The sequence below is a fragment of the Streptomyces sp. NPDC002144 genome (assembly GCF_053593695.1).
The window spans coordinates 102,909-125,909 of record NZ_JBSFDB010000020.1 but is presented as its reverse complement, the minus strand read 5'-3'; the positions used below and the strand labels follow the sequence as shown (position 1 = coordinate 125,909).

At 71.3% G+C, this 23,001-nt stretch carries 18 protein-coding genes; 13 read left to right on the top strand and 5 right to left on the bottom strand.

The genetic code is table 11. The annotated features are described in order from the left end of the window. Positions 1-74 precede the first annotated feature (74 nt). Complete coding sequence (locus tag ACWCQ1_RS28175; RefSeq protein ID WP_451027641.1) at positions 75-1,601, bottom strand: MFS transporter; 1,527 nt, start codon at positions 1,599-1,601, stop codon at positions 75-77. Positions 1,602-1,993: 392 nt separating this feature from the next. Between ACWCQ1_RS28175 and ACWCQ1_RS28170 the strand changes: the two genes are divergently transcribed. The 6 genes from ACWCQ1_RS28170 to ACWCQ1_RS28145 all read left to right on the top strand — a co-directional run bounded on the left by ACWCQ1_RS28170 (position 1,994) and on the right by ACWCQ1_RS28145 (position 11,780). Then, positions 1,994-2,782, top strand: a complete 789-nt coding sequence (locus ACWCQ1_RS28170; RefSeq protein ID WP_133045909.1) for an ABC transporter ATP-binding protein — start codon at positions 1,994-1,996, stop codon at positions 2,780-2,782. After that, positions 2,779-5,358 (top strand): ABC transporter permease, encoded by a 2,580-nt coding sequence (locus tag ACWCQ1_RS28165; protein ID WP_451027640.1) that lies wholly within the window; start codon positions 2,779-2,781, stop codon positions 5,356-5,358. Before ACWCQ1_RS28170 ends, ACWCQ1_RS28165 begins: the two co-directional genes overlap by 4 nt. Positions 5,359-5,595: 237 nt before the next feature. Next, complete coding sequence (gene mfd, locus ACWCQ1_RS28160) at positions 5,596-9,126, top strand: transcription-repair coupling factor (RefSeq protein WP_358592742.1); 3,531 nt, start codon at positions 5,596-5,598, stop codon at positions 9,124-9,126. 206 nt (positions 9,127-9,332) lie between these two features. Continuing rightward, positions 9,333-9,998 (top strand): DUF4097 family beta strand repeat-containing protein, encoded by a 666-nt coding sequence (locus ACWCQ1_RS28155; protein WP_451027639.1) that lies wholly within the window; start codon positions 9,333-9,335, stop codon positions 9,996-9,998. Between the two features lie 34 nt (positions 9,999-10,032). Continuing rightward, positions 10,033-11,004, top strand: coding sequence for an ATP-binding cassette domain-containing protein (locus ACWCQ1_RS28150; protein ID WP_358592745.1), 972 nt, complete (start codon positions 10,033-10,035; stop codon positions 11,002-11,004). Beyond that, positions 11,001-11,780 carry an ABC transporter permease gene (locus ACWCQ1_RS28145; protein ID WP_133045914.1) on the top strand — a complete coding sequence of 260 codons (780 nt, stop codon included), beginning with the start codon at positions 11,001-11,003 and terminating at the stop codon, positions 11,778-11,780. The genes ACWCQ1_RS28150 and ACWCQ1_RS28145 overlap by 4 nt, the downstream gene beginning before the upstream one ends. An 84-nt stretch (positions 11,781-11,864) precedes the next feature. Here the strand turns inward: ACWCQ1_RS28145 and ACWCQ1_RS28140 are convergent, their stop codons facing one another. Further along, entirely contained in the window at positions 11,865-12,623 is a 759-nt protein-coding gene (locus ACWCQ1_RS28140; RefSeq protein WP_358592748.1) for an SDR family NAD(P)-dependent oxidoreductase, read from the bottom strand. Positions 12,624-12,734: 111 nt separating this feature from the next. Then, positions 12,735-12,920 carry an antitoxin gene (locus ACWCQ1_RS28135; protein ID WP_133045916.1) on the bottom strand — a complete coding sequence of 62 codons (186 nt, stop codon included), beginning with the start codon at positions 12,918-12,920 and terminating at the stop codon, positions 12,735-12,737. 194 nt (positions 12,921-13,114) lie between these two features. Between ACWCQ1_RS28135 and ACWCQ1_RS28130 the strand changes: the two genes are divergently transcribed. Then, positions 13,115-13,828 (top strand): HNH endonuclease family protein, encoded by a 714-nt coding sequence (locus ACWCQ1_RS28130; RefSeq protein ID WP_207929873.1) that lies wholly within the window; start codon positions 13,115-13,117, stop codon positions 13,826-13,828. 6 nt (positions 13,829-13,834) lie between these two features. On the opposite strand, the gene ACWCQ1_RS28125 is transcribed toward ACWCQ1_RS28130, so the two are convergent. Then, positions 13,835-14,665 (bottom strand): hypothetical protein, encoded by an 831-nt coding sequence (locus ACWCQ1_RS28125; RefSeq protein WP_358592750.1) that lies wholly within the window; start codon positions 14,663-14,665, stop codon positions 13,835-13,837. A gap of 83 nt (positions 14,666-14,748) precedes the next feature. Then, positions 14,749-15,369: a hypothetical protein gene (locus ACWCQ1_RS28120; protein WP_451027638.1), complete on the bottom strand. Its 621-nt coding sequence runs from the start codon at positions 15,367-15,369 to the stop codon at positions 14,749-14,751. 190 nt (positions 15,370-15,559) lie between these two features. On the opposite strand from ACWCQ1_RS28120, the gene ACWCQ1_RS28115 reads away from it, so the two are divergent. The 6 genes from ACWCQ1_RS28115 (at position 15,560) to ACWCQ1_RS28090 (ending at position 22,867) form a co-directional block, all read left to right on the top strand. After that, complete coding sequence (locus ACWCQ1_RS28115) at positions 15,560-17,662, top strand: N-6 DNA methylase (protein ID WP_451027637.1); 2,103 nt, start codon at positions 15,560-15,562, stop codon at positions 17,660-17,662. A gap of 131 nt (positions 17,663-17,793) precedes the next feature. Further along, positions 17,794-18,438, top strand: coding sequence for a hypothetical protein (locus ACWCQ1_RS28110; RefSeq protein ID WP_358592756.1), 645 nt, complete (start codon positions 17,794-17,796; stop codon positions 18,436-18,438). 38 nt (positions 18,439-18,476) lie between these two features. After that, positions 18,477-19,964 carry a serine/threonine-protein kinase gene (locus tag ACWCQ1_RS28105; protein WP_280117596.1) on the top strand — a complete coding sequence of 496 codons (1,488 nt, stop codon included), beginning with the start codon at positions 18,477-18,479 and terminating at the stop codon, positions 19,962-19,964. 140 nt (positions 19,965-20,104) lie between these two features. After that, positions 20,105-20,932, top strand: coding sequence for a glycoside hydrolase domain-containing protein (locus tag ACWCQ1_RS28100; protein ID WP_358592758.1), 828 nt, complete (start codon positions 20,105-20,107; stop codon positions 20,930-20,932). Between the two features lie 166 nt (positions 20,933-21,098). After that, positions 21,099-21,740 carry a SurA N-terminal domain-containing protein gene (locus ACWCQ1_RS28095; RefSeq protein WP_133045924.1) on the top strand — a complete coding sequence of 214 codons (642 nt, stop codon included), beginning with the start codon at positions 21,099-21,101 and terminating at the stop codon, positions 21,738-21,740. A gap of 137 nt (positions 21,741-21,877) precedes the next feature. Beyond that, a complete protein-coding gene (locus tag ACWCQ1_RS28090; protein WP_451027636.1) occupies positions 21,878-22,867 on the top strand; it encodes a nucleoside triphosphate pyrophosphohydrolase in 990 nt (329 codons plus the stop codon). Positions 22,868-23,001: the final 134 nt, after the last annotated feature.

Genomic DNA, 23,001 nt, shown 5'->3' with positions numbered 1-23,001 from the left:
CGGTATGCGCTTACTTCGCTGACCTGTGACGTTACCCGCGTTAACTCGGATTTTTGGCAGCGCTGCGCGTCCTCTCACTGCTCCTTGAGGACCGGGAAGCGTCGTGGGGCCAGGAACAGCAGGACGAGGAAGGCCGCTGCGGCCGCGCAGCCCGCGCCGATGTACACCGCGTGCACCGCGTCCGCGATCGCCCGGCGCGTCGCCTCCGGTACGGTGCCCGAGTCCAGGCCCCGGGTCACCGAGTCCAGGTCGCCGGCGCCGCCCAGGCGGGAGGCGATCACCCCGTTGGCGACCGCGCCGAAGACGGAGGCGCCGATCGTCTGGCCGGTCTGGCGGCAGAAGAGCACCGAGGCGGTCGTGGTGCCCCGTTCCGCCCAGCCCACCGTCGACTGCACGCCCACGATCAGCGGGAGTTGGAACAGCCCCAGCGCCGCGCCCAACAGCAACATCAGCAGCGTCGGTTGCCAGGCCGATCCGGGGTACGGCAGGAACGGGAACGCGAACAGGATCAGCGCCGCCGTGCCGATGCCCAGCATCGCCGTGTTGCGGAAGCCGATCCGCCGGTACACGTGCTGGCTCAGCGCCGCCGACACCGGCCAGGTCAGCGTCCAGACCGAGAGCACGAAGCCCGCCGCCACGGGCGCGAGACCCAGCACCGACTGCGCGTACGTCGGCAGGAACACGCTCGGCGCCACCATCAGCAACCCCAGCGCGCCCAGGGCGAGGTTGACGGCCGCGATCGTCCGCCGCCGCCACACCCACCCGGGGATGACCGGCTCTGCCGCCCGGCGTTCGATCACGACCACGGCACCGGCGAGCGCGAGTCCCGTACCGAACAGCGCCACCGAGGGCCCCGACAGCCACGGCCAGGCCACCCCGCCCTGCACCAGCGCCGTCAGCAGCACGCCCCCGCACGCGAACACCGCCAGCGCGCCCGCCCAGTCGATGCGCGGACGGCGCTCCAACTCCCGGCGCGGCTCGCGCAGATGGCGGACGACCAGCCACAACGCCACCGCCCCTATGGGGAGGTTGACCAGGAAGATCCAGCGCCAGCCGGCGTACGCGGCGAGCAGGCCGCCGATTCCGGGGCCGGCCACCGCCGACACCGCCCAGACCGTGGACAACTTCGACTGGATCCTGGGCCGTTCCTCCAGCGGGTACAGGTCGGCCGCGAGCGTCTGCACCGTGCCCTGCAACGCGCCGCCGCCCAGCCCCTGGACGATGCGGAAGGCGATCAGCGCGCCCATGTTCCAGGCCGCGGCGCACAGCAGCGAGCCGAGCAGGAACACCGCGGCGCCCGCGACGAGCACCGGTTTGCGGCCGAAGGTGTCGGACAGCTTGCCGTACACCGGGAGCGTGACCGTGACCGCGAGCAGGTAGCCGGAGAAGAGCCAGGAGAAGTACGAGAATCCGCCGAGGTCGCCCACGATCTGGGGGACGGCGGTGGAGACGATGGTGGCGTCGAGCGCCGCGAGCGCCATCGCGAGCATGAGCGCGGCGACGACCGCTCCGCGTCTGTGCGTGTCCGCCGGCCGGCCGGGCGCCACACCGGCACGTGTCTCTGTGCCGCCCTGGTCCACGTGATTCCTTTCCCCTTGCATCTATCCGCCGTCCGACAGCTTCCCACTTGACCCTGACGCGGCGGGAGGGTGGAGCCTGAGTGGGCCGGTGGGTGGAGCGAACCCCGAGATCGACTCCACCTGTCGGTGGACGGCCCCTAGGGGTCACCTCCGTACTACGGCTGGGGGAGGGTTCGTCCCCCTGGAGGACGAGAGGGGCCCGGGCCGGTCCTTAACCTGGCTTTACGCCGCTGGGGAGCGGCCGGGGGGCGGTTCACCGAACCGGCGGGGGTGGGGTTTACCCCCGTACAAGAGGGTGCCGAGCACCAGCGCGCGGGACCCCTCTTCGACGCCAGACTCATCGACGTACCGATTCGCACAGCTCATCCGCAGGCAGCCCGGTGTCATCGGCTGCCCGACATAGGAGACTTACCATGACTTCGGCCGTGACCATTCCCAGGCACGGGGGCACTGGAGGACGGACGGCCGTCGCCGCGCGGGCGCGGCAGGTCGTCAAGGCGTACGGGGCCGGGGAGACCCGCGTCGTCGCCCTCGACCATGTCGACGTGGACATCGCCCGCGGCCAGTTCACCGCGATCATGGGCCCCTCGGGGTCCGGCAAGTCCACCCTGATGCACTGCCTCGCCGGGCTCGACACCGTCACCAGCGGGCAGATCTACCTGGACGAGACCGAGATCACCGGGCTGAAGGACAAGAAGCTCACCCAGCTGCGGCGGGACCGGATCGGGTTCATCTTCCAGGCGTTCAACCTGCTGCCCACGCTGAACGCGATCGAGAACATCACGCTGCCGATGGACATCGCGGGCCGCAAGCCGGACCGGCAGTGGCTCGCGCGCGTGGTGGACACCGTCGGCCTCGCGGACCGGCTCAAGCACCGGCCCACCCAGCTCTCCGGCGGACAGCAGCAGCGCGTCGCCGTGGCCCGCGCGCTGGCCGCCCGGCCCGAGATCATCTTCGGTGACGAGCCCACCGGAAACCTCGACTCGCGCGCGGGTGCCGAAGTGCTGGGCTTCCTGCGGCAGTCCGTGGACGAGCTCGGGCAGACCATCGTCATCGTCACGCACGACCCGGTCGCCGCCTCCTACTCGGACCGCGTGCTGTACCTCGCCGACGGCCGGATCGTCGACGAGATGTACAAGCCCACCGCGGAGGCCGTCCTGGACCGCATGAAGGACTTCGACGCCCGGGGGCGTACGTCATGACCGTCATGAAGACCTCGATGCGCAACTTCTTCGCGCACAAGGGGCGCATGGCCCTCTCGGCGATCGCCGTGCTGCTGTCGGTGGGCTTCGTCTGCGGGACGCTGGTGTTCACCGACACCATGAACACCACCTTCGACAAGCTGTTCGCGGCCACCTCCTCCGATGTGACGGTGAGCGCGAAGGGCGCCTCGGACAGCGGTGAGACCACCTCCGACAACGGCAGGCCGCCCGTGATGCCGGCCTCCGTGGTCGGCGAGGTGAAGTCGGCGCAAGGGGTGAAGGCGGCGGAGGGGACCGTCTTCTCGACCTCGGTGACCGTCGTCGACGCCAAGAAGGACAACCTCTCGCCCTCCAGCGGCGCCCCGACCATCGTCGGCAGCTGGAACGGCAACGACGCCCGCACCATGAAGATCACCTCCGGTTCGGCGCCCAAGGGCTCCGACCAGGTGATGGTCGACGCCGACACCGCCGACAAGCACCACCTCGAGCTCGGTGACACGCTGGCCGTGATCAGCGCGGTCGGCACGCACGAGGCGCGGATCTCCGGCATCGCCTCCTTCCAGGTCACCAACCCCGGCGCGGCGATCTTCTACCTGGACACCAAGACCGCCCAGCAGACGCTCGTCGGGAAGACCGGTGTCTTCACCAACGTCAACGTCACCGCCGCCTCCGGCGTGAGCGACGACCAGCTGAAGCGGAACGTGGTCTCGGCGCTCGGCACCCACTACAAGGTGCAGACCGCCAAGGAGACCGCCGACGCCAACCAGAAGGACGTCGAGAGCTTCATGAACGTCATGAAGTACGCGATGCTCGGCTTCGCCGGGATCGCCTTCCTCGTCGGCATCTTCCTGATCATCAACACCTTCTCCATGCTGGTCGCCCAGCGCACCCGGGAGATCGGCCTGATGCGGGCCATCGGCTCCAGCCGCAAGCAGGTCAACCGGTCGGTGCTGGCCGAGGCGCTGCTGCTCGGCGTGACCGGCTCGGTCCTCGGCGTCGGCGCGGGCGTCGGACTCGCGGTCGGCCTGATGAAGATCATGGGCCAGATGGGCATGCACCTGTCCACCGCGGACCTCACGGTCGCCTGGACCACCCCGGTCGTCGGTCTCGTCCTCGGTGTCGTCGTCACCGTCCTCGCCGCCTACCTGCCCGCCCGCCGGGCCGGCAAGGTCTCCCCGATGGCCGCGCTGCGCGACGCCGGCGCCCCCGCCGACGCCAAGGCCGGTGCCGTACGGGCCGTGCTGGGCACGCTGCTGACCGCCGGCGGCGGCTTCGCCCTCTACCTGGCCGCCTCCGCCGACAAGGCGACCGGCGGCTCGCTCTGGCTGGGCCTGGGCGTGGTGCTCTCCCTGATCGGGTTCGTGGTGATCGGCCCGCTGCTCGCGGGCGGTGTCGTCCGGGTCCTGGGCGCCGTGCTGCTGCGGGCCTTCGGGCCGGTCGGGCGGATGGCCGAGCGCAACGCGCTGCGCAACCCGCGCCGTACGGGCGCCACGGGCGCCGCCCTGATGATCGGGCTCGCGCTGGTCGCCTGTCTGTCGGTGGTCGGCTCCTCGATGGTCGCCTCGGCGACGGACCAGCTCGACAAGACCGTCGGCACGGACTTCATCATCCAGTCCGACGGCGGCCAGATGATCACTCCGCAGGCGGTCAGGGCCGTGAAGTCGACGCCGGGCCTGAAGCGGGTCACCGAGTACAAGACGACCGAGGCCGACTACACCACCCCGGACGGCAGGACGCTCAAGGACACCGACATCACGGCGGCCGACCCGACGTACGCGACGGACCTGCGGGTCAAGACCGTCGCCGGGAACCTCAAGGACGCCTACCTGCCCGACTCGATGTCGGTCCACGAGAAGTTCGCCAAGGCGCACGACGTCCACCTGGGCTCGAAGATCCGCATCGCGTTCAAGGACGGTGCCACCGCCGACCTGACGGTCCGGGCCATCACCAGCAACGACGGATTGATCGACGCGGGCTCGAAGTACACCTCCATCGCGACGCTCGCCAAGTACGTGCCGACCGAGAAGATGCCGCTGGACCAGCTGGTCTTCGCCACCGCCAAGGACGGGCAGCAGGACACGGCGTACAAGTCGCTGAAGTCCGCGCTGCACGACTACCCGCAGTACAAGGTGCGCGACCAGACCGACTACAAGCAGGCGCTGAAGGACCAGATCGGGCAGCTGCTCAACATGATCTACGGGCTGCTGGCGCTGGCGATCATCGTCGCGATCCTGGGTGTGGTGAACACGCTGGCCCTCTCGGTGGTCGAGCGGACGCGGGAGATCGGCCTGATGCGGGCCATCGGTCTCTCCCGCCGCCAGATGCGCCGGATGATCCGCATGGAGTCCGTGGTCATCGCCCTCTTCGGGGCGCTGCTCGGCCTGGGCCTCGGCATGGGCTGGGGCGCGACGGCCCAGAAGCTCCTCGCCCTGGAGGGCCTGAAGGTTCTGGAGGTCCCCTGGTCCACGCTGATCACGGTCTTCCTCGGCTCCGCGGTCGTGGGCCTGGTCGCCGCCCTGATCCCGGCGTTCCGGGCGGGCCGGATGAACGTCCTGAACGCGATCGCCACCGAGTAGGGGAGCCGGGGGTACGACCACCGCACACGGGGGTTGCGGGGGAGAGCCCGGCGCCGGGGAGTCCTTGGGGGGACGTCCCGGCGCCGGGTCTTTCGTATCCCCAGCCGTATCCACAGGCCGACTGCGGTATCCACAGCCCCCGGCGCGACCGCGGAGCGCGACGTACCCTGGGAACCCCCGGCCCGCCACGCGTGTCGGGTGATTCGCGTTGCCCGCCCCGGACGAAAGCCGCCCCGAATGAGCCTGCACGGTCTGCTCGACGCCGTCGTCAAGGACCCCGCCCTCGCCGAAGCGATCAGAGCGGGGGCCGACGGCAACCGCATGCACGTCGACCTGGTCGGACCCCAGGCGGCCCGCCCCTTCGCGGTCGCCGCGCTGGCCCGCGAGACCGGCCGCCCGGTGCTGGCGGTGACGGCCACGGGACGGGAGGCGGAGGACCTGGCGGCAGCCCTGCGCTCGCTGCTGCCGCCGGAGGGCGTGGCGGAGTACCCGTCCTGGGAGACGCTCCCGCACGAGCGGCTCAGCCCGCGCAGCGACACCGTGGGGCGCCGGCTGGCCGTCCTGCGCCGGCTCGCCCACCCCCGCCCCGACGACCCCGAGACCGGACCGGTCTCCGTGGTCGTGGCGCCCGTACGGTCCGTGCTGCAACCGCAGGTCAAGGGGCTCGGCGACCTGGAGCCGGTCGCGCTCAGGACCGGGCAGACCGCCGATCTGAACGAGGTCGTGGAAGCCCTCGCCGCCGCCGCGTACGCGCGCGTGGAACTCGTCGAGAAGCGCGGCGAGTTCGCCGTACGAGGCGGCATCCTCGACGTCTTCCCGCCCACCGAGGAGCACCCCCTCCGCGTCGAGTTCTGGGGCGACGACGTCGAGGAGATCCGCTACTTCAAGGTCGCCGACCAGCGGTCCCTGGAGGTCGCCGAGCACGGTCTGTGGGCACCGCCGTGCCGCGAGCTGCTGCTCACCGAGGACGTCCGCGCACGCGCGCGTGCCCTCGCCGAGGAGCACCCGGAGCTGGGCGAACTCCTGAACAAGATCGCCGAGGGCATCGCGGTCGAGGGCATGGAGTCCCTGGCCCCCGTCCTGGTCGACGACATGGAGCTGCTCCTGGACGTGCTCCCCAAGGGCGCCATGGCCGTCGTATGCGATCCGGAGCGGGTACGCACGCGTGCCGCCGATCTGGTCGCGACCTCCCAGGAGTTCCTGCAGGCGTCCTGGGCGGCTACCGCGGGTGGCGGCGAGGCCCCCATCGACGTCGGCGCGGCCTCCCTGTGGTCCATCGCGGACGTCCGCGACCGGGCCCGGGAGCTGGACATGATGTGGTGGTCGGTCTCCCCCTTCGCGGCCGACGAAGAGCTCGACGCCGACACCCTGAAGCTCGGCATGCACGCCCCCGAGACCTACCGGGGCGACACCGCCAAGGCACTCGCCGACACCAAGGGCTGGCTCGCCGACGGCTGGCGCACGGTGTTCGTCACCGAGGGCCACGGCCCGGCGGCCCGCACGGTCGAGGTGCTGGGCGGCGAGGGCATCGCCGCGCGCCTCGACATCGAGCTCGGCACGATCGCGCCGTCCGTCGTGCACGTGGCGTGCGGCTCGATCGACTACGGCTTCGTGGACCCGGCGCTGAAGCTGGCCGTCCTGACCGAGACCGACCTCTCGGGGCAGAAGGCGGCCGGCAAGGACGGCGCCCGGATGCCGGCCCGCCGCCGCAAGACCATCGACCCGCTCACCCTGGAGGCGGGCGACTACATCGTCCACGAGCAGCACGGCGTGGGCCGCTACATCGAGATGGTGCAGCGCACGGTGCAGGGCGCCACCCGCGAGTACCTGGTCGTCGAGTACGCCCCCGCCAAGCGCGGCCAGCCCGGCGACCGCCTCTACATCCCCACCGACCAGCTGGAGCAGATCACCAAGTACGTCGGCGGCGAGGCCCCCACCCTGCACCGCCTGGGCGGCGCCGACTGGACCAAGACCAAGGCGCGTGCCAAGAAGGCGGTCAAGGAGATCGCGGCCGACCTGATCAAGCTCTACAGCGCGCGGATGGCGGCGCCCGGGCACGCCTTCGGCTCGGACACCCCCTGGCAGCGCGAGCTGGAGGACGCCTTCCCCTACGCCGAGACCCCCGACCAGCTCACCACCATCGCCGAGGTCAAGGAGGACATGGAGAAGTCGGTCCCGATGGACCGCCTGGTCTGCGGCGACGTGGGCTACGGCAAGACCGAGATCGCGGTGCGGGCCGCCTTCAAGGCGGTCCAGGACGGCAAGCAGGTGGCGGTCCTCGTCCCGACGACCCTGCTGGTGCAGCAGCACTTCGGGACGTTCAGCGAGCGCTACTCCCAGTTCCCGGTCAACGTCCGGGCGCTCAGCCGCTTCCAGACCGACACCGAGGCGAAGGCGGTGCTGGAGGGCCTGCGGGAGGGCTCGGTGGACGTCGTCATCGGCACCCACCGGCTGTTCTCCTCCGAGACCAAGTTCAAGGACCTGGGCCTGGTCATCGTGGACGAGGAGCAGCGCTTCGGCGTCGAGCACAAGGAGCAGCTGAAGAAGCTGCGCGCCAACGTGGACGTGCTCACCATGTCCGCGACGCCCATCCCGCGCACCCTGGAGATGGCGGTCACCGGCATCCGCGAGATGTCCACGATCACCACCCCGCCGGAGGAGCGCCACCCGGTGCTCACCTTCGTCGGCCCCTACGAGGAGAAGCAGATCGGCGCCGCCATCCGCCGTGAACTGCTGCGCGAGGGCCAGGTCTTCTACATCCACAACCGCGTCGAGTCGATCGACCGGGCCGCCTCCCGGCTGCGCGAGATCGTCCCCGAGGCGAGGATCGCCACGGCCCACGGCCAGATGTCCGAGCAGACGCTGGAGCAGGTGGTCGTCGACTTCTGGGAGAAGAAGTACGACGTCCTGGTGTCGACCACGATCGTCGAGTCCGGCATCGACATCTCCAACGCGAACACCCTGATCGTGGAGCGCGGCGACAACTTCGGCCTCTCCCAGCTGCACCAGCTGCGCGGCCGGGTCGGCCGTGGCCGCGAGCGCGGTTACGCCTACTTCCTGTACCCGCCGGAGAAGCCGCTGACGGAGACCGCCCACGAGCGCCTGGCGACCATCGCCCAGCACACGGAGATGGGCGCGGGCATGTACGTGGCGATGAAGGACCTGGAGATCCGCGGCGCGGGCAACCTGCTCGGCGGTGAGCAGTCCGGCCACATCGCGGGCGTCGGCTTCGACCTGTACGTCCGCATGGTCGGCGAGGCGGTCGCGGACTACCGGGCCTCCCTGGAGGGCGGTGTGGAGGAGGAGCCGCCGCTGGAGGTCAAGATCGAGCTCCCCGTCGACGCCCACGTCCCGCACGACTACGCCCCCGGCGAGCGGCTGCGCCTGCAGGCCTACCGGGCCATCGCCTCCGCCAACACGGAGGAGGACATCAAGTCCGTGCGCGAGGAACTCGTCGACCGCTACGGCAAGTTGCCCGAGCCGGTCGAGAACCTGCTGCTGGTGGCCGGGCTGCGCATGCTCGCCCGCGCGTGCGAGGTCGGCGAGATCGTCCTGCAGGGCAACAACATCCGCTTCGCGCCGGTGGAGTTGCGCGAGTCGCAGGAGCTGCGCGTCAAGCGTCTGTACCCCGGGTCCGTCATCAAGCCGGCGGTGCGCCAGGTCCTCGTACCGCGTCCCAAGACGGCGAAGGTGGGCGGGAAGCCGCTGGTCGGGCGCGAACTGCTCGGCTGGGTGGGGGAGTTCCTGACGTCGATTCTGGGGTCGTAGCGTCGATTCCGGGGTCGTAGCGTTCAACGCTCACTCATTGCAACGAGTGGCGGAGTTGTTGTTGCGTTAAGGTGTCGGCCAGTGCAACGAATTCTGCCCTCTGAGCTGCATAAATGAATCCTGTGCGCAATGACTACGTTGAAGTATCTTTGAATGCAACGTAGCGTTTCTGGTGTCAGAAACAGTGACCCACACAGGAGCGCATCATGCAGAAGTTCGACAGCCCCGCCCCCGTCTCCGCCGTCCTCGACCTCCCCGCGGGCCGCGTCCAGTTCATCGCCTCCGACCGGGCCGACACCACGGTCGAGGTCCGGCCCGTGGACGCCTCCAGGAGCCGGGACGTGAAGGCGGCGGAGAAGGTCGAGGTCGCCTACGTCGACGGTGTCCTGCGGATCGCGGCCCCGGAGGCCGGGAACCAGCTCTTCGGCCCCTCCGGATCCGTCGAGGTGACCGTCCAGCTGCCCGCCGGCTCCCGGGTCGAGGCCAGGACCGGCAGCGCCGAACTCCGCGGAGTCGGCCGCCTCGGCGACGTCGCCTTCGACGGCGCCTACCGCCGGATCAAGCTCGACGAGGCCGCGAGCGTCCGCCTCACCGCCGTCGACGGCGACGTCGAGATCGGCCGCCTCGGCGGCTCGGCCGAGATCAGCACCGCACGGGGCGACATCCGCATCGCCGAGGCCGCCCGCGGCACGGTCGTCCTGAGCACGCGGTCCGGCGACATCTCCGTCGCCGCGGCCCGCGGGGTCTCCGCCTCCCTGGACGCCGGCACCTCCCAGGGCCGCGTCAGCAACGCCCTCATGAACGACGGCACGACCGGACTCGACATCCGCGCCACCACCGCCAACGGCGACATCACCGCCCGCAGCCTGTAATCCGCAGCCGGCAGAAAAAGAGGGGGCACTTCTCATGACCGACCTGGCCATCGCGGCGAAGGGGCTGCGCAAGTCCTACGGAGACAAGGTCGTGCTCGCCGGCGTCGACCTGGCCGTACCCGCGGGGACGATCTTCTCCCTGCTCGGCCCGAACGGCGCCGGCAAGACCACCGCCGTCAAGATCCTCTCCACGCTGATCGGCGCGGACGGCGGCGAGATCCGCGTCGGCGGCCACGACCCGGCCGCTGACCCGCAGGCGGTGCGCGCCGCGATCGGGGTGACGGGACAGTTCTCCGCCGTGGACGGACTGATCACCGGCGAGGAGAACATGCTCCTCATGGCCGACCTGCACCACCTGCCCCGCGGCGAGGGGCGGCGGGTGGCCGCCGACCTGCTGGAGCGCTTCGACCTGGTCGAGGCCGCGAAGAAGCCCGCCTCCACCTACTCCGGCGGCATGAAGCGCCGCCTGGACATCGCCATGACCCTGGTCGGCAGCCCCCGGATCATCTTCCTCGACGAACCCACCACCGGCCTGGACCCCCGCTCCCGGCACACCATGTGGCAGATCATCCGCGAGCTCGTCTCCGACGGGGTGAGCGTCTTCCTCACCACCCAGTACCTCGACGAGGCCGACGAACTCGCCGACCGCATCGCCGTCCTGCACGACGGGAGGATCGCCGCCGAGGGCACTGCGGAGGAACTGAAGCGGCTCATCCCCGGCGGGCACATCCGGCTGCGCTTCAACGACCCGGCCGCCTACCGGGCGGCCGCCGCGGCCCTGGGCGAGGCCACCCGGCACGACGAGGCCCTCGCCCTGCAGATCCCCAGCGACGGCAGCCAGCGCGAACTGCGAGCCGTCCTGGACTGGTTGGACGCGGCCGACGTCGAGGCGGACGAACTGACCGTGCACACACCGGACCTGGACGACGTCTTCTTCGCCCTGACCGACACCCGCGGCGCCGGAACGGACGCCGGCACCGACAAGACCACGGAGGCCGCCCGATGAGCAGCTCCCTCTCCCTCGCCGTCCGCGACTCCTCCACGATGCTGCGCCGCAACCTCCTGCACGCCCGGCGCTACCCCTCGCTCACCCTGAACCTGCTGCTCACTCCGGTCATGCTGCTGTTGCTGTTCGTGTACATCTTCGGCGGCGCGATGAGCGCGGGGGCGGGCCGCTCGGCCTACCTGGCCTACATCGTGCCCGGCATCCTGCTGATGACGATCGGCTCCACCGTGATCGGCACCGCGGTGTCGGTGTCCACCGACATGAGCGAGGGCATCATCGCCCGCTTCCGCACCATGGCCATCCACCGCGGCTCGATCCTCGTCGGACACGTCGTCGGCAGCGTCCTGCAGTCGGTCATGAGCGTGGTCCTGGTCGGCGCCGTCGCCGTGGCGATCGGCTTCCGCTCCACCGGCGCGGGCGTCCTGGAGTGGCTGGCGGCGTTCGGGCTGATCGTGCTCTTCGCCCTGGCGCTCACCTGGATCGCGGTCGGCATGGGCCTGGTCAGCCCGAACGCCGAGGCCGCCAGCAACAACGCGATGCCGCTGATCCTGCTGCCCCTGCTGTCCAGCGCCTTCGTCCCGTTGCACTCCATGCCCGGCTGGTTCCAGCCCATTGCCCGGTACCAGCCCTTCACCCCCGCCATCGAGACCCTGCGCGGACTCCTCCTCGGCACGCACATCGGCAACAACGGGTGGATCGCGGTCGCCTGGTGCGTCGGCCTCGCGGCCCTCGGCTACGTCTGGTCCACGTCGGCGTTCGACCGGGACCCCAAGTAAGCGGGACCCCAAGCAACCAGGACCCCAAGCAACCGCGACCCCAACCAACCATCGATCCCAACCAACCCCGGACCAGCAGCACTTCTACGGAAAGAACCGGCCGGCGCTCGGGTGATCCTGGGCGCCGTCCACGCATATGTTGGCGCCGTTGATCCCACCGGCCCGGGCCGACAGCAGGAAGCACGCCACGTCGGCCACCTCCCGCAACTCCACCAGCCGGCCGCGCGGGAAGTCCTCGCGCGCGAAAGCCTCGTACCGCTCGGGCCGGTTGTCCCGGAACCAGGCCCAGCCCCCGCCCTCGAACATGACCGAACCCGGACTGAGCGCGTTCACCCGGATGTTGCGCGGCCCCAGTTCCTGGCCGAGCGTGGCGGCGAGATGGATCTCCGCCGCCTTCGCGGAGGCGTACGACGACTTCGGGCCCGGCTTCCACCCTGTGATCGACGCGACGACCAGCGCGCTGCCGGCGCCGCGCCGCTCGAAGTGCGGTACCGCGCTACGGATGGCGTGGGCGGCGTGCAGCACGTTCAACTCGTAGGTGCGCAGCCAGTCCTCGGGCGTCGAGTCCAGCAGCCCGCCCCCGTACACCCCGCCGGCGTTGGCCACCAGCAGATCGAGCCCGCCCATCCGCTCGGCCGCCTCGTCCACCGCCCGGGCGAGCGCCTCCGGATCACCGACGTCCGCCTGGACGCCGGGCAGTCCCGACTCCTTCAGCCGCTGCGGATCCCGTCCGCAGACGGTGACCTCAGCCCCCTCCTCCCGCAGCGCCCTGCCGATCGCCAGCCCGATACCGGCGCTTCCCCCGGTGATGAAGGCCGTCTTCCCCGCAAGTCCCAGATCCATGGCGGGAGCCTGTCAGCCCGTGCGCGGGCGCTCAACCCGCTTGCCGCCGCGTCCGATTGACGCGGCGCCGGCCGTCCGCGGGGAGGGTGGTTCGCGGACGGCCCGGTAGTGCTACGGCTGGTCCGGCCGGTCGCGGTCCATGCCGAGCTGGCCCTCGATCCGCTGCTGCGCGTCGTCGACCTGGCTCTCGTACTTGTTGCCGGTCCTCTCGTTGGCCTTCCGTTCGGCGGCGTCGGACATGTCCTTGGCCTTGTCCTGCAGCTGACGGTTGCTCTTGAACCTGTCGAAGATGCCCATACAGAGCTCCTTTGGGAGGTGACTCAGCAACGACGATACGACCCATATGCGTGGTATGCCCACCGGAGTCCCCGGTGGTCTGGACCTCATGAGTGCCCCCGCGCGCCCTGCGGCTACGGTGTGCGCGGCGCCGTACCAGGGAAGGCGCACCCTGCGGGGGCCGACCGGAGGAGCAAGGGGAGGGGCGCATCGTGATGCGTCTGAGGGGCGGGGCCGCGGTCGCCGTCGTGCTGGTGTGTGCCGTTGCCGGGTGCAAGGCGGAGACGCGGACGGGCTCGAGCGGACCGCAGGAGACCGGCGCCGGAGGGGCCGCGCTCCAGGCCGCCGAGTCGCTGACCGTGAAGGGGCGGGCGCCGAAGACCGGTTACGCCCGTGAGCGCTTCGGCACCGCCTGGGCGGACACCGACTCCAACGACTGCGACACCCGCGACGACATCCTCAAACGGGACCTCAAGGAGGTCAGGTTCACCAGCGGCAGCTGCAAGGTGTCGTACGGCCTGCTCCCGTCGGACCCCTACTCCGGCAAAGAGGTGACCTACCGGCGCGGCCGCAGCCTCGTAGACATCGACCACATCGTCGCGCTCTCCGACGCCTGGCAGAAGGGCGCCAAGTACTGGGACGCCCGCAAGCGCATAGCCCTCGCCAACGACCCGCTCAACCTGATAGCCGTCGACGCGAGCACCAACCGCTCCAAGGGCGACGGCGACGCGGCGACCTGGCTCCCGCCCAACAAGTCCTACCGGTGCACCTACGTCGCCGGACAGGTCGCGGTGAAGAAGAAGTACGGGCTGTGGGTGACCGCCGCCGAGAAGTCCGCCATGGAGAAGGTGCTGGAGACCTGCCCGGGCCAGAAACTGCCCACGGGCGGCAACCCGACCGAGGCGCCGGCCCGTTTCCACGCGGACTGACCCGGGTCAGCCGCCGAGGGCGTCCAGGTCCACGATCTTTCCGGCCGGCTTTCGCGCCGGAACCGGCTGCTCGTAGTCGCTGAAGGTGAGGGAGCCGGCGTCCTTGGCCGTGCTGTCCAGACGGAGCAGGTACGGCTTGCCCTCGGTGGCCACGTACAGGGTGTAACTCTCCTTGCCGTCCTTCACCTTCAGTACGACCGCCTGCGCGCCGTCGACCGTCGCCGTACCCGCGCGGGTCGCCGTCGGGTCCGCCGTACCGTCCGAAGAGCCGCCGTTGCCACCGGAGTTGACGTCCTCGGCGCCGCCGAGCACCGTGTCCAGGTCGCAGAAGCTCGCGATGTCCTTCGCGTCGGAGCCCTTGGCGGACATCTTGGCCCACTTCCCGGCCAGCAGGGCGACCGCGGCGTCGGTGTCCGCCTTGGACTCGCCCTTGCCCTGGGCGCGCAGGAACGCCTCGTCGTACTTCATGTACACCGTGTCGCCCGTCTTGATCAGGTCGGCCTTGCCCTGGCCGCCCATGCCGATCGTCCCGGCGCACTCGGTCTTCTTGTTCAGCGCCATGTCGAGGCTGATCGTCCCGCTGCTCTCGTCGTCCTGGACGTCGCCCTTGAGGCGGAGCGAGGAGGCGCCGGTGGTGGCCGTCATGGCCCGGTCCGCGATCTCCGCGGCGCTCAGACCGGCGAAGGGGTCCTTGGGATTGCTCGACGCGGGGGTGGCGGACGCCTTGCCGTCCGCCTTGTCCTGACCGGCCTGTCCGGAATGCCCGGACTGGCAGGCGGTGAGTCCTGTGGTGGCCGCCGCGACGAGGCAGAGGGCGGCAAGTGCGGTACGACGCATGACACTTCCTTGGTTACGACGGTGATGGTGATGGATGGTGAGGTGAGCGGCGGTGACTCGGGCGGCGGTGTGAGCCCGCTCGGTCAGCCGGTCTTCGACCAGGCCGTGCAGCCGGTCGTCTTGAAGTAGGCGTCCGAGGCGTTGATGGTGACGACGGCCGTGCCGGTCACCTTGTTGCTCGCGATGACCGACCCGGGCGAGTGGTCGGCGTCCTTGGCCCGCTCCCAGTGGCAGGCGTCGTCGGCGTTGCCCGTGGAACGGTAGGTGCCCGGCGCGATGTCGGCACCCACTTTGAACATGCCGCCGTCGCCGGCCATGGCGGTGGCGGGCGTGCCCTTCGCCGTGGTGTCGACGGCCTGCCATTCCTTGCAGCCGCTGGATACGAAGAGTCCGTCGGTGGGCTTGACGGTGACGTAACTGGTGCCGGTCACATGCTCGTTGGCCAGAACCGTGTCCGTCTCGCCCTTCGTGTCCCTGGCGCGCTCCCAGTAGCAGGTGCCGTCGCCGTTACCGGTGGTGCGGTAGGTGCCGGGCTTGATGTCGGTCCCGACCCGGAAGTCGCCATATCCCGCGAACGCGGCCTTGTTCTCGGAAGGGGCGCCGGGACGGGTGCCGGTGCCGTTGGCGCCGGCGTTCGCCGACACGACGCCGATGACCACGAACCCCACGACGGCGCCCAGCGCCACCTTGCCCTTCGTGCCCATGCCGATGTCTTCCCCCCCTAGGACCTGCGACCGCCGCGTGTCAGCCATCGCTTGTTCGCTGGGTCAATAACAGCAGAGCGTGTGAACCGAGTCAACACGATTCACGAGAATGATTGCGTACACGGTGTGAAGGGGTAGATCTTGCGTACGTCGATATGCTCGGCGTCACACGCAACGAGGGGAGCCGGCGGTGCAGGACAACGCGACAGAGGTGACCGCCGCCGGGATCGCCCGGCTGGCCGGCGTCGGCCGGGCCGCCGTCAGCAACTGGCGGCGCCGCCACGCCGACTTCCCGAAACCGGTCGGCGGCACCGAGACCAGCCCCTCCTTCGCCCTGGCCGAGGTCGAGGCATGGCTGCGCAAGCAGGGCAAACTCGCCGAGGTGCCATTGCGCGAGCGCGTCTGGCAGCAACTCGCGGGCCATCCGGACGGACCGGTCGCGGCGCTGATCCACGCGGGCTGCGCCCTGCTGCTCATCCACGACCGGCCGACGGTGTGGCTGGAGGCGTCCGCCGGCTCGGACGAACGGCTGGCCGCGATGCTGCCGGAGGCGCTGGAGCCGGTGCTGGCGGGGCGGCTCTCGAACGGGTCGGGCTCCGTGAACGGCCCGAGCCCTGGGAACAGCCTGAGGTCTGTGAACGATCCGAGGCCTGTGAACACCCTCCCGGCCGTTCACACCCCCAGCGGCCCCCAGCTCCTCCCCTCCGTCCCCCTGCTGCGCGGTGCCGCCGAACTCGCCGCCGAGCTGGGGGCGCGGCAGACCTTCGAGTTCCTGCTCGGCCGGCATCTCGACGCCAACCCGCGCCAGTACACGCCGACCCCCGCCGAACTCGCCGGTCTCATGGCCGACCTGGCCGGTCCGGCCCGCACCCTCCTCGACCCGGCCTGCGGCACCGGCGCCCTCCTGGGTGCCGTCGCCAACCGACCCGACCAGGAGCTGTACGCCCAGGACAGCGCCCCCGACCTCGCCGCGCTCACCGCGCTCCGCCTCGCGCTGCACACCCGCGCCGGCGTGCGCGGCGCAGCCGGTGACTCCCTGCGCGCCGACGCCTTCCCGCAGCTGCGCGCCGACGCCGTCCTGTGCCACCCCCCGTTCAACGAGCGCAACTGGGGACACGACGAACTCGCCTACGACCCCCGCTGGGAGTACGGCTTCCCGGCCCGCAACGAGTCCGAGCTGGCCTGGGTCCAGCACGCCCTCGCCCGGCTGCGCGACGGCGGCACCGCCGTCCTGCTCATGCCGCCGGCCGCGGCCTCCCGCCGTTCGGGCCGCCGGATCCGCGCCGACCTGCTGCGCCGGGGCGCGCTGCGCGCCGTGGTCGCCCTGCCCGTCGGCGCGGCCCCGCCGTACAACATCCCGCTGCATCTGTGGGTGCTGTGCCGGCCCGACCGGGCGCCCGCGCAGCCCGAGGTACTCCTCGTGGACACCGGGCAGTTCGCGACGGAGGGACGCGGCGGGCCCGACTGGCGGGCGGTGCGCGAGGCGGTCATGGGCGCCTGGAGCGCCTTCGACCGCGCGGGAACGCTCAAGGAGCGCCCCGGTCTCGCCCGCTCCCTCCCCGTCATCGACCTCCTGGACGACGACGTCGACCTCGCCCCGGCCCGCCACCTCCCGCCGCCGACCGCGCCCGAGGGCGCCGGGGCGCTCATCGCCGTACGCGAGCGCCTCGGCGAGACCCTGCGGCTGACCGCCGACCTCACCCCGCCGCCGGCCGACCCCGCGCAGCCCGCGCCGCGCTGGCTGTTCACCACCGTCGGCGAACTCGCGCGCGGGGGAGCCCTGATGCTGCGCACCGGCGGGAACGGCGGCCACGCGCGCGTGCCCGTGCTCACCGACCACGACGTCCTCGCCGGCACCGGGCCGTCCGGGTCGCTGCCCGAGAGCGACGAGGAGGCGGTGCTGACCGAGCCGGGCGACGTGGTCGTGCCGGTGCTCGGCGGGGGCGCGGTGGCCCGCGTGATCGACGGCGCGACGCGGGGCGCCGCACTGGGGCGCAACCTCGTGCTCCTGCGCCCCGATCCCACGGCGCTCGACCCCTGGTTCCTCGCCGGGTTCCTGCGCGGCACCGCCAACAATCGCCAGGCCAGCAGCTACGCGTCCACGGCCACGCGTCTGGACGTGCGCCGGCTCCAGCTGCCCCGGCTCGCGCTCGACGAACAACGGCGCTACGGCGCGCGTTTCCGCGCGCTCGACGAGTTCGAGCGGGCGCTCAGGCGCGCGAACCGGCTCGGCGACCAGCTCGTGCGCGGGATGTACGACGGGCTGACGGACGGGACGGTGGCGCCCGGCTGAGGTCACGCGCCACCACCGGGATCGGATCGGCACGACAACGGTTCGGTACAAGCCGGACCCGTTGTCCTTGTCGGCCTATACGCTCGGACTCGGCACCCACGTCCGTCCCCATCAGGCCTACAGGAGCAGCCATGCAAGGCCACGGCTACGCGCCGCCACCGCCGAAGCGACCCTCGACCGGGGTGCTGGTCGTGCTGCGCGTGATCTTCGTGGCCGTGCCGATCCTCAGCATCGGGTTCCTGGCGTGGGTGGCGACGCTGCGCGCGGCGATCGTGACCCGCAGGGCCGTCGACTGGTGGGTCTTCGCCGCCTCCGTGGTGGTCCTCGGCATCAGCTTCGCCTTCCTCAGCACCGACCACACCGACGACTTCAGCACGCCGAACGGCAACACGGGCATGATCATCCTGCTGCTGAACGCCGTGGCCTGCGTCGGCTACTTCCTCTACGCGGACATACGCCACCACAGTCGGCTCCACCAAGTGGGCGCCGGGCAGCCGCCGATGGCGCCGGGCTACGGATACCCGCAGCCCGCCTCGCCGTTCACCGCGGCGACCGTGCCGAGCACTCCGCAACCCCCGTACGGCGCGCCCCCGATGCCCCACACGCCCGCGCCGCACGCCCCCGTGCCCCAGCCGCACGCCCCCGTGCCCCAGCCGCCCGTCCCCGCCCCGCCGCAGCGCCCCGCGCCCGCCCGGATCGACCAGGTGCGCGCCGAACTGGACGAGCTCAGCGACTACCTGCGCAAGCACCCCGGCAATCCTGAGGGCGGAAGGTGAGCGTGGCGGCGGGACGCGTCGTCGCCGGCCGTTACGAACTGTCCACGCTCATCGGTCAGGGCGGCATGGGCCAGGTCTGGACGGCGTACGACCAGCGGCTCGACCGGCGCGTGGCGGTCAAGCTGCTGCGCCCCGACAAGGTGGCCGGGCAGGAGGCGGACGAGCTGCGCCGGCGGTTCGTGCGCGAGTGCCGGGTGACCGCGCAGGTCGACCACCCCGGGCTCGTCACCGTGCACGACGCGGGCAGCGAGGGCGAGGAGCTGTTCCTCGTCATGCAGTACGTCGACGGCGCGGACCTCTCCGACCATCTCGCCGAGCACGACCCGTACCCGTGGCAGTGGGCGGTCGCCGTCGCCGCGCAACTGTGCGCCGTGCTGAGCGCCGTGCACGCCGTGCCGATCGTCCACCGCGACCTCAAGCCGCGCAACGTGATGGTCAAGCAGGACGGCACCGTCACCGTCCTCGACCTCGGCGTGGCCTCCGTCATGGACGCCGACACCACCCGGCTCACCCACACCGGCACGCCCATCGGCTCGCCCGCCTACATGGCGCCCGAGCAGGCGATGGGCGGCGCGGTCGGGCCGTACACCGACCTGTACGCGCTCGGCGTGCTGCTGCACGAACTGCTCAGCGGTGACGTCCCGTTCGCCGGCTCCACGGCGCTCGGCGTGCTGCACCGGCATCTGTACGAGCCCCCGGTGCCCGTGCGCCGTCTGCGCGCCGAGGTCCCGGAGGCGCTGGAAGCGCTCGTCCTGCGCCTGCTCGCCAAGGACCCGCAGCACCGCCCGGCGTCCGCGCAGGAGGTGTACGAGCACCTGGCGCTGCTCCTGCCCGCGCGCGGGATGCCCACAGGGGCGCCGCTGGATCCCACGCGCCCCTTCCTGCGCCCGCACGCCCCCTGGCCGGACCGCGCGCGCACGCCCGCGCCCCAGCCCGCCCCGGTCGCACCCGTCCCGGAGAAACCCGACGTCGCGCGCGCCGTCGACGAGGTCAAGCGGCTGCTGGGGGAGGGCCGCATCACCCAGGCCGTCGACATCCTCGGCGCGATCCTGCCCGCCGCCGCCGAACAGCACGGCGAGCACTCCCCGGTGGTCCGCACCCTGCGCAAGCAGTACGCGGCCACGCTCATGGACGACGGCCAGTACCGGCGCGCGCTGCCCGAACTGCGCCGGCTCGCCGACGAACGCGCCGCCGAGGCCGGCCAGGCCGACCCGCAGTCCCTGCGCTACCGCTACGAGGCCGCCCAGTGCCTGGAGTCGCTCGGCGAACCGGCGGCGGCGCTCGCCGAGTACCGCGCGCTGCTGCCGTACTACGAGAACCAGTACGTGTCCGCGGGCGACCCCGAGCTCTCCCATGACGTGCGCCGGCGTATCGGCCACCTCCTGCTCGCCCTCGGCGACCGCGCCGCCGCGCACGACACGCTCGCGCGCCTGCTCATGGACGTGGAGCGGCTGCGCGGCCCCGCGCACCCCCTCGCGGCCGAGATCCGCCGCACGCTGCAGTGGCTGGGACAGGTGCGCGGCTAGTGGGGCGGATGATTTTGCTGTTCCGTGAGTGAATCCTGTAAACCTACGGGGCTTACGTTTCCCGAACGCATGAGCGGTGCCGGATAGATTCGGTTCGTTTTTCGCCAAAGCGGCAACGCACAACCAGGGGTGGGGTAGTCATGGCCGGCCATCGGCAGTCCAAGAAGCGCAGGTACATCACGTGGGCCGTCGCGGGCACCGCCGTCGTGGCCGGGGCCGGTGTCGCCGCGCAGACCTCCATGGCCGCCACCACCTGGCCCGCGCAGCGGACGTACACAGGGCGCGCTTTCGACACCTGCGCCGCTCCCTCGCTCGCCGCGATGAAGGCATGGAAGGGCGGCCTCTACGGCGCCGCCGCGGTCTACGTCGGCGGCAAGAACCGCGGCTGCTCCCAGCCCAACCTGACCGCCTCCTGGGTCAAGTCCGTCAGCAGCGTGGGCTGGAAGCTCGTCCCGATCTACGTGGGCGCCCAGCCGCCCTGCCAGTCCGGCTCCAACCCCGAGAAGCTCACCGCCGCCACGGCCGCCTCCCTCGGCAGGACCGACGCCGACGACGCCGTGGCGAAGGCCTCCGCGCTCGGCATGAAGGCCGGCAGCCCGATCTACCTGGACATGGAGTCGTACGACATCACGAACACGTCGTGCAACAACGCCGTGCTCACCTATGTCCGCGCCTTCGACAAGGAACTGCGCGCCAAGGTCTACCGCGCGGGCTACTACGGCTTCACCAGCTCCAGCGCGAAGGCGATCGCCAACGCCACCGACAAGACCGACCTGCCGGGCAACCTCTGGTACGCGCTGTGGGACAAGCAGAACACCACGACGACGGACTGGCCGTTCGGCAAGACCCAGTACACCGACCACAGCCGCGCTCACCAGTACCTGGTCAACAGCAAGGAGACGCGCAACGGCTACACGCTCACCGTGGACCGTGACGCGTGGGACGCCCCGGTGGCCATCACGGGCTGAGCCGGCCGGGCCGCGCCGGGCACGTGCGGGCGCGGCGGTGCCCGAAGCCGCGGTGAATCGTTGGTCGAATGGGTCGGTCGAGGGGTTGGCCCCAGCCGTCCCACTGCCTACCATCGATCACCGCAAGACTTTGTGCACCGTCGCACAATCTCCTCGGGAGGCTTCCTTGCACCGCCGCCGTCGCACCGCGCTCCTGCTCACCGCCGCGATCGCCGCTGCGGCCCCTCTCCTCACCGCCTGTGGAAGCGACGCGCATCCCGGCGCGGCGGCCGTCGTGGGCGGTCAGCGCATCACCGTGTCGCAGCTCGAGAACCGGGTGAACGAGGTACGCGAGGCGCAGCGCGCGGCCGTGGCGAACGAGGCGCAGTACAAGCAGGCCGTCGCGCAGACCGGCAGCCTCACCCGCGACACCCTGCACGGCATGGTCCTCGACCAGGTGGTGCGGCGCGCCGCCCAGGACGCGGGCGTGAGCGTCACCCCCAAGGACATCCAGCAGATGCGGGCCGGCCTGGAACAGCAGGTCGGCGGCTCCAAGGCGCTCGAGACGGCCTGGCTGCAGCAGTACGGGGTGGCCCCCGAGCGCCTCGACGACAACCTGCGCCTCCAGCTCGAGGCCCAGAAGCTCGCCCAGAGCCTCGGCACCGACACCAGCAAGCCGGCCTTCTGGGACGCCCTGTCCAAGGCGTCCAAGGAACTCCACGTCGACCTCAACCCGCGCTACGGCACCTGGGACGTCAAGAAGAGCAGCCGCGTGGACGCGAAGACGCCGTGGGTCCGCGAGGTCACGGCGACCCAGCAGTCGGCGTAGCCGAAGCCGGAGGAACGGTACGGCGGCGCCGCCCACCTGTGGACGACCAGGCTCCGCGCCGCCCACCTGTGGACAGCCGGCCTCCCGCCCTGTGGACAACTCGTGGTGGGGTCGGTGACGTGGGTTAGCTTCGAACCGTGAACGCAACCAGCCGCCCCGAAGACGCCGCCGTCGCCCCCGGCCGCATCGTCCTGCTCACCACCAGCCACCGGGTGGCACCCGGCCTGTTGTCCTGGCCCGCGTGGCAGGCCCTGCACGCGGCCGACCGTGTGCTGTGCGCGGACGGCGCGCATCCGCAGCTGCCGTATCTGCGGGAGGCCGGTATAGCGGTCGACGAGGGGGCCCCGACGGCCGAGGAGCTGGTGGCCGCCTGCTCCGGTGGCCGCACGGTCGTGGTCGTCGCCACGGGCGAGGGCGAGCCGGCCCTCACGGACGGCCTCGCGCGGCTCGCCGGTTCGGGCCGTGTGAGCATGCCCGACCTGGAGCTCCTGCCCGCCTCCTACGACCTGCCCGGCGCCCGCCTCCTCGACCTCGTCCAGGTCATGGACCGGATCCGTCTCGAATGCCCCTGGTCCTCCCAGCAGACCCACAAGGGCCTGGCGAAGTACGGCATCGAGGAGGCGTACGAACTCGTCGAGGCGATCGAGGACGGCGACCGCGACGAGCTGCGCGAGGAACTGGGCGACGTCCTGCTCCAGGTCGTCTTCCACTCCCGCATCGCCGAGGAGGACCCGGAGACACCCTTCTCCATCGACGACGTGGCCGGCGGCATCGTCGCCAAGCTCATCCACCGCCACCCGCACGTCTTCGGCGACGAGACGGCCACGACCCCGGAGGAGGTCAAGGAGCACTGGCTGCGCACCAAGGCGATCGAGAAGCGGCGGGAGTCGGTGACGGACGGGATACCCCTGGGCCAGCCGGGCCTCGCCCTCGCGTCGAAGCTGGCGTCCCGCGTGCGGACGGCGGAACTGGACGTGCCATTGCCGACGGGTGAGGGCATCGGCTACGAGCTGCTCGCGCTGGCGGCGCGGGCGGAGGCGCAGGGCGTGGACCCGGAAGCGGCGCTGCGGGTCGCGGCGCGGACCTATCGCGACGCGGTGCGTGCGGCTGAGGGGGTGTCCTCCTAGGGCCTGTGCGCAGGTCCCGCCTACTCCGCGACGCCCGGCACGCTCCCCAACGCTCGAACAGCCTCGCACGAGGCAGCCCCCATGACGCCGCAGGGCCCGCCCTCCCGGCGGACGGCGGGACTTTCGCCACCGGC

What these genes read in the sequence shown, in the direction of transcription:
- ACWCQ1_RS28175 (WP_451027641.1), bottom strand. Translation starts at nt 1,601, where the DNA reads ATGCAAGGGGAAAGGAATCACGTGGACCAGGGCGGCACAGAGACACGT.
- ACWCQ1_RS28170 (WP_133045909.1), top strand. Translation starts at nt 1,994, where the DNA reads ATGACTTCGGCCGTGACCATTCCCAGGCACGGGGGCACTGGAGGACGG.
- ACWCQ1_RS28165 (WP_451027640.1), top strand. Translation starts at nt 2,779, where the DNA reads ATGACCGTCATGAAGACCTCGATGCGCAACTTCTTCGCGCACAAGGGG.
- mfd (WP_358592742.1), top strand. Translation starts at nt 5,596, where the DNA reads ATGAGCCTGCACGGTCTGCTCGACGCCGTCGTCAAGGACCCCGCCCTC.
- ACWCQ1_RS28155 (WP_451027639.1), top strand. Translation starts at nt 9,333, where the DNA reads ATGCAGAAGTTCGACAGCCCCGCCCCCGTCTCCGCCGTCCTCGACCTC.
- ACWCQ1_RS28150 (WP_358592745.1), top strand. Translation starts at nt 10,033, where the DNA reads ATGACCGACCTGGCCATCGCGGCGAAGGGGCTGCGCAAGTCCTACGGA.
- ACWCQ1_RS28145 (WP_133045914.1), top strand. Translation starts at nt 11,001, where the DNA reads ATGAGCAGCTCCCTCTCCCTCGCCGTCCGCGACTCCTCCACGATGCTG.
- ACWCQ1_RS28140 (WP_358592748.1), bottom strand. Translation starts at nt 12,623, where the DNA reads ATGGATCTGGGACTTGCGGGGAAGACGGCCTTCATCACCGGGGGAAGC.
- ACWCQ1_RS28135 (WP_133045916.1), bottom strand. Translation starts at nt 12,920, where the DNA reads ATGGGCATCTTCGACAGGTTCAAGAGCAACCGTCAGCTGCAGGACAAG.
- ACWCQ1_RS28130 (WP_207929873.1), top strand. Translation starts at nt 13,115, where the DNA reads ATGCGTCTGAGGGGCGGGGCCGCGGTCGCCGTCGTGCTGGTGTGTGCC.
- ACWCQ1_RS28125 (WP_358592750.1), bottom strand. Translation starts at nt 14,665, where the DNA reads ATGCGTCGTACCGCACTTGCCGCCCTCTGCCTCGTCGCGGCGGCCACC.
- ACWCQ1_RS28120 (WP_451027638.1), bottom strand. Translation starts at nt 15,369, where the DNA reads ATGGGCACGAAGGGCAAGGTGGCGCTGGGCGCCGTCGTGGGGTTCGTG.
- ACWCQ1_RS28110 (WP_358592756.1), top strand. Translation starts at nt 17,794, where the DNA reads ATGCAAGGCCACGGCTACGCGCCGCCACCGCCGAAGCGACCCTCGACC.
- ACWCQ1_RS28100 (WP_358592758.1), top strand. Translation starts at nt 20,105, where the DNA reads ATGGCCGGCCATCGGCAGTCCAAGAAGCGCAGGTACATCACGTGGGCC.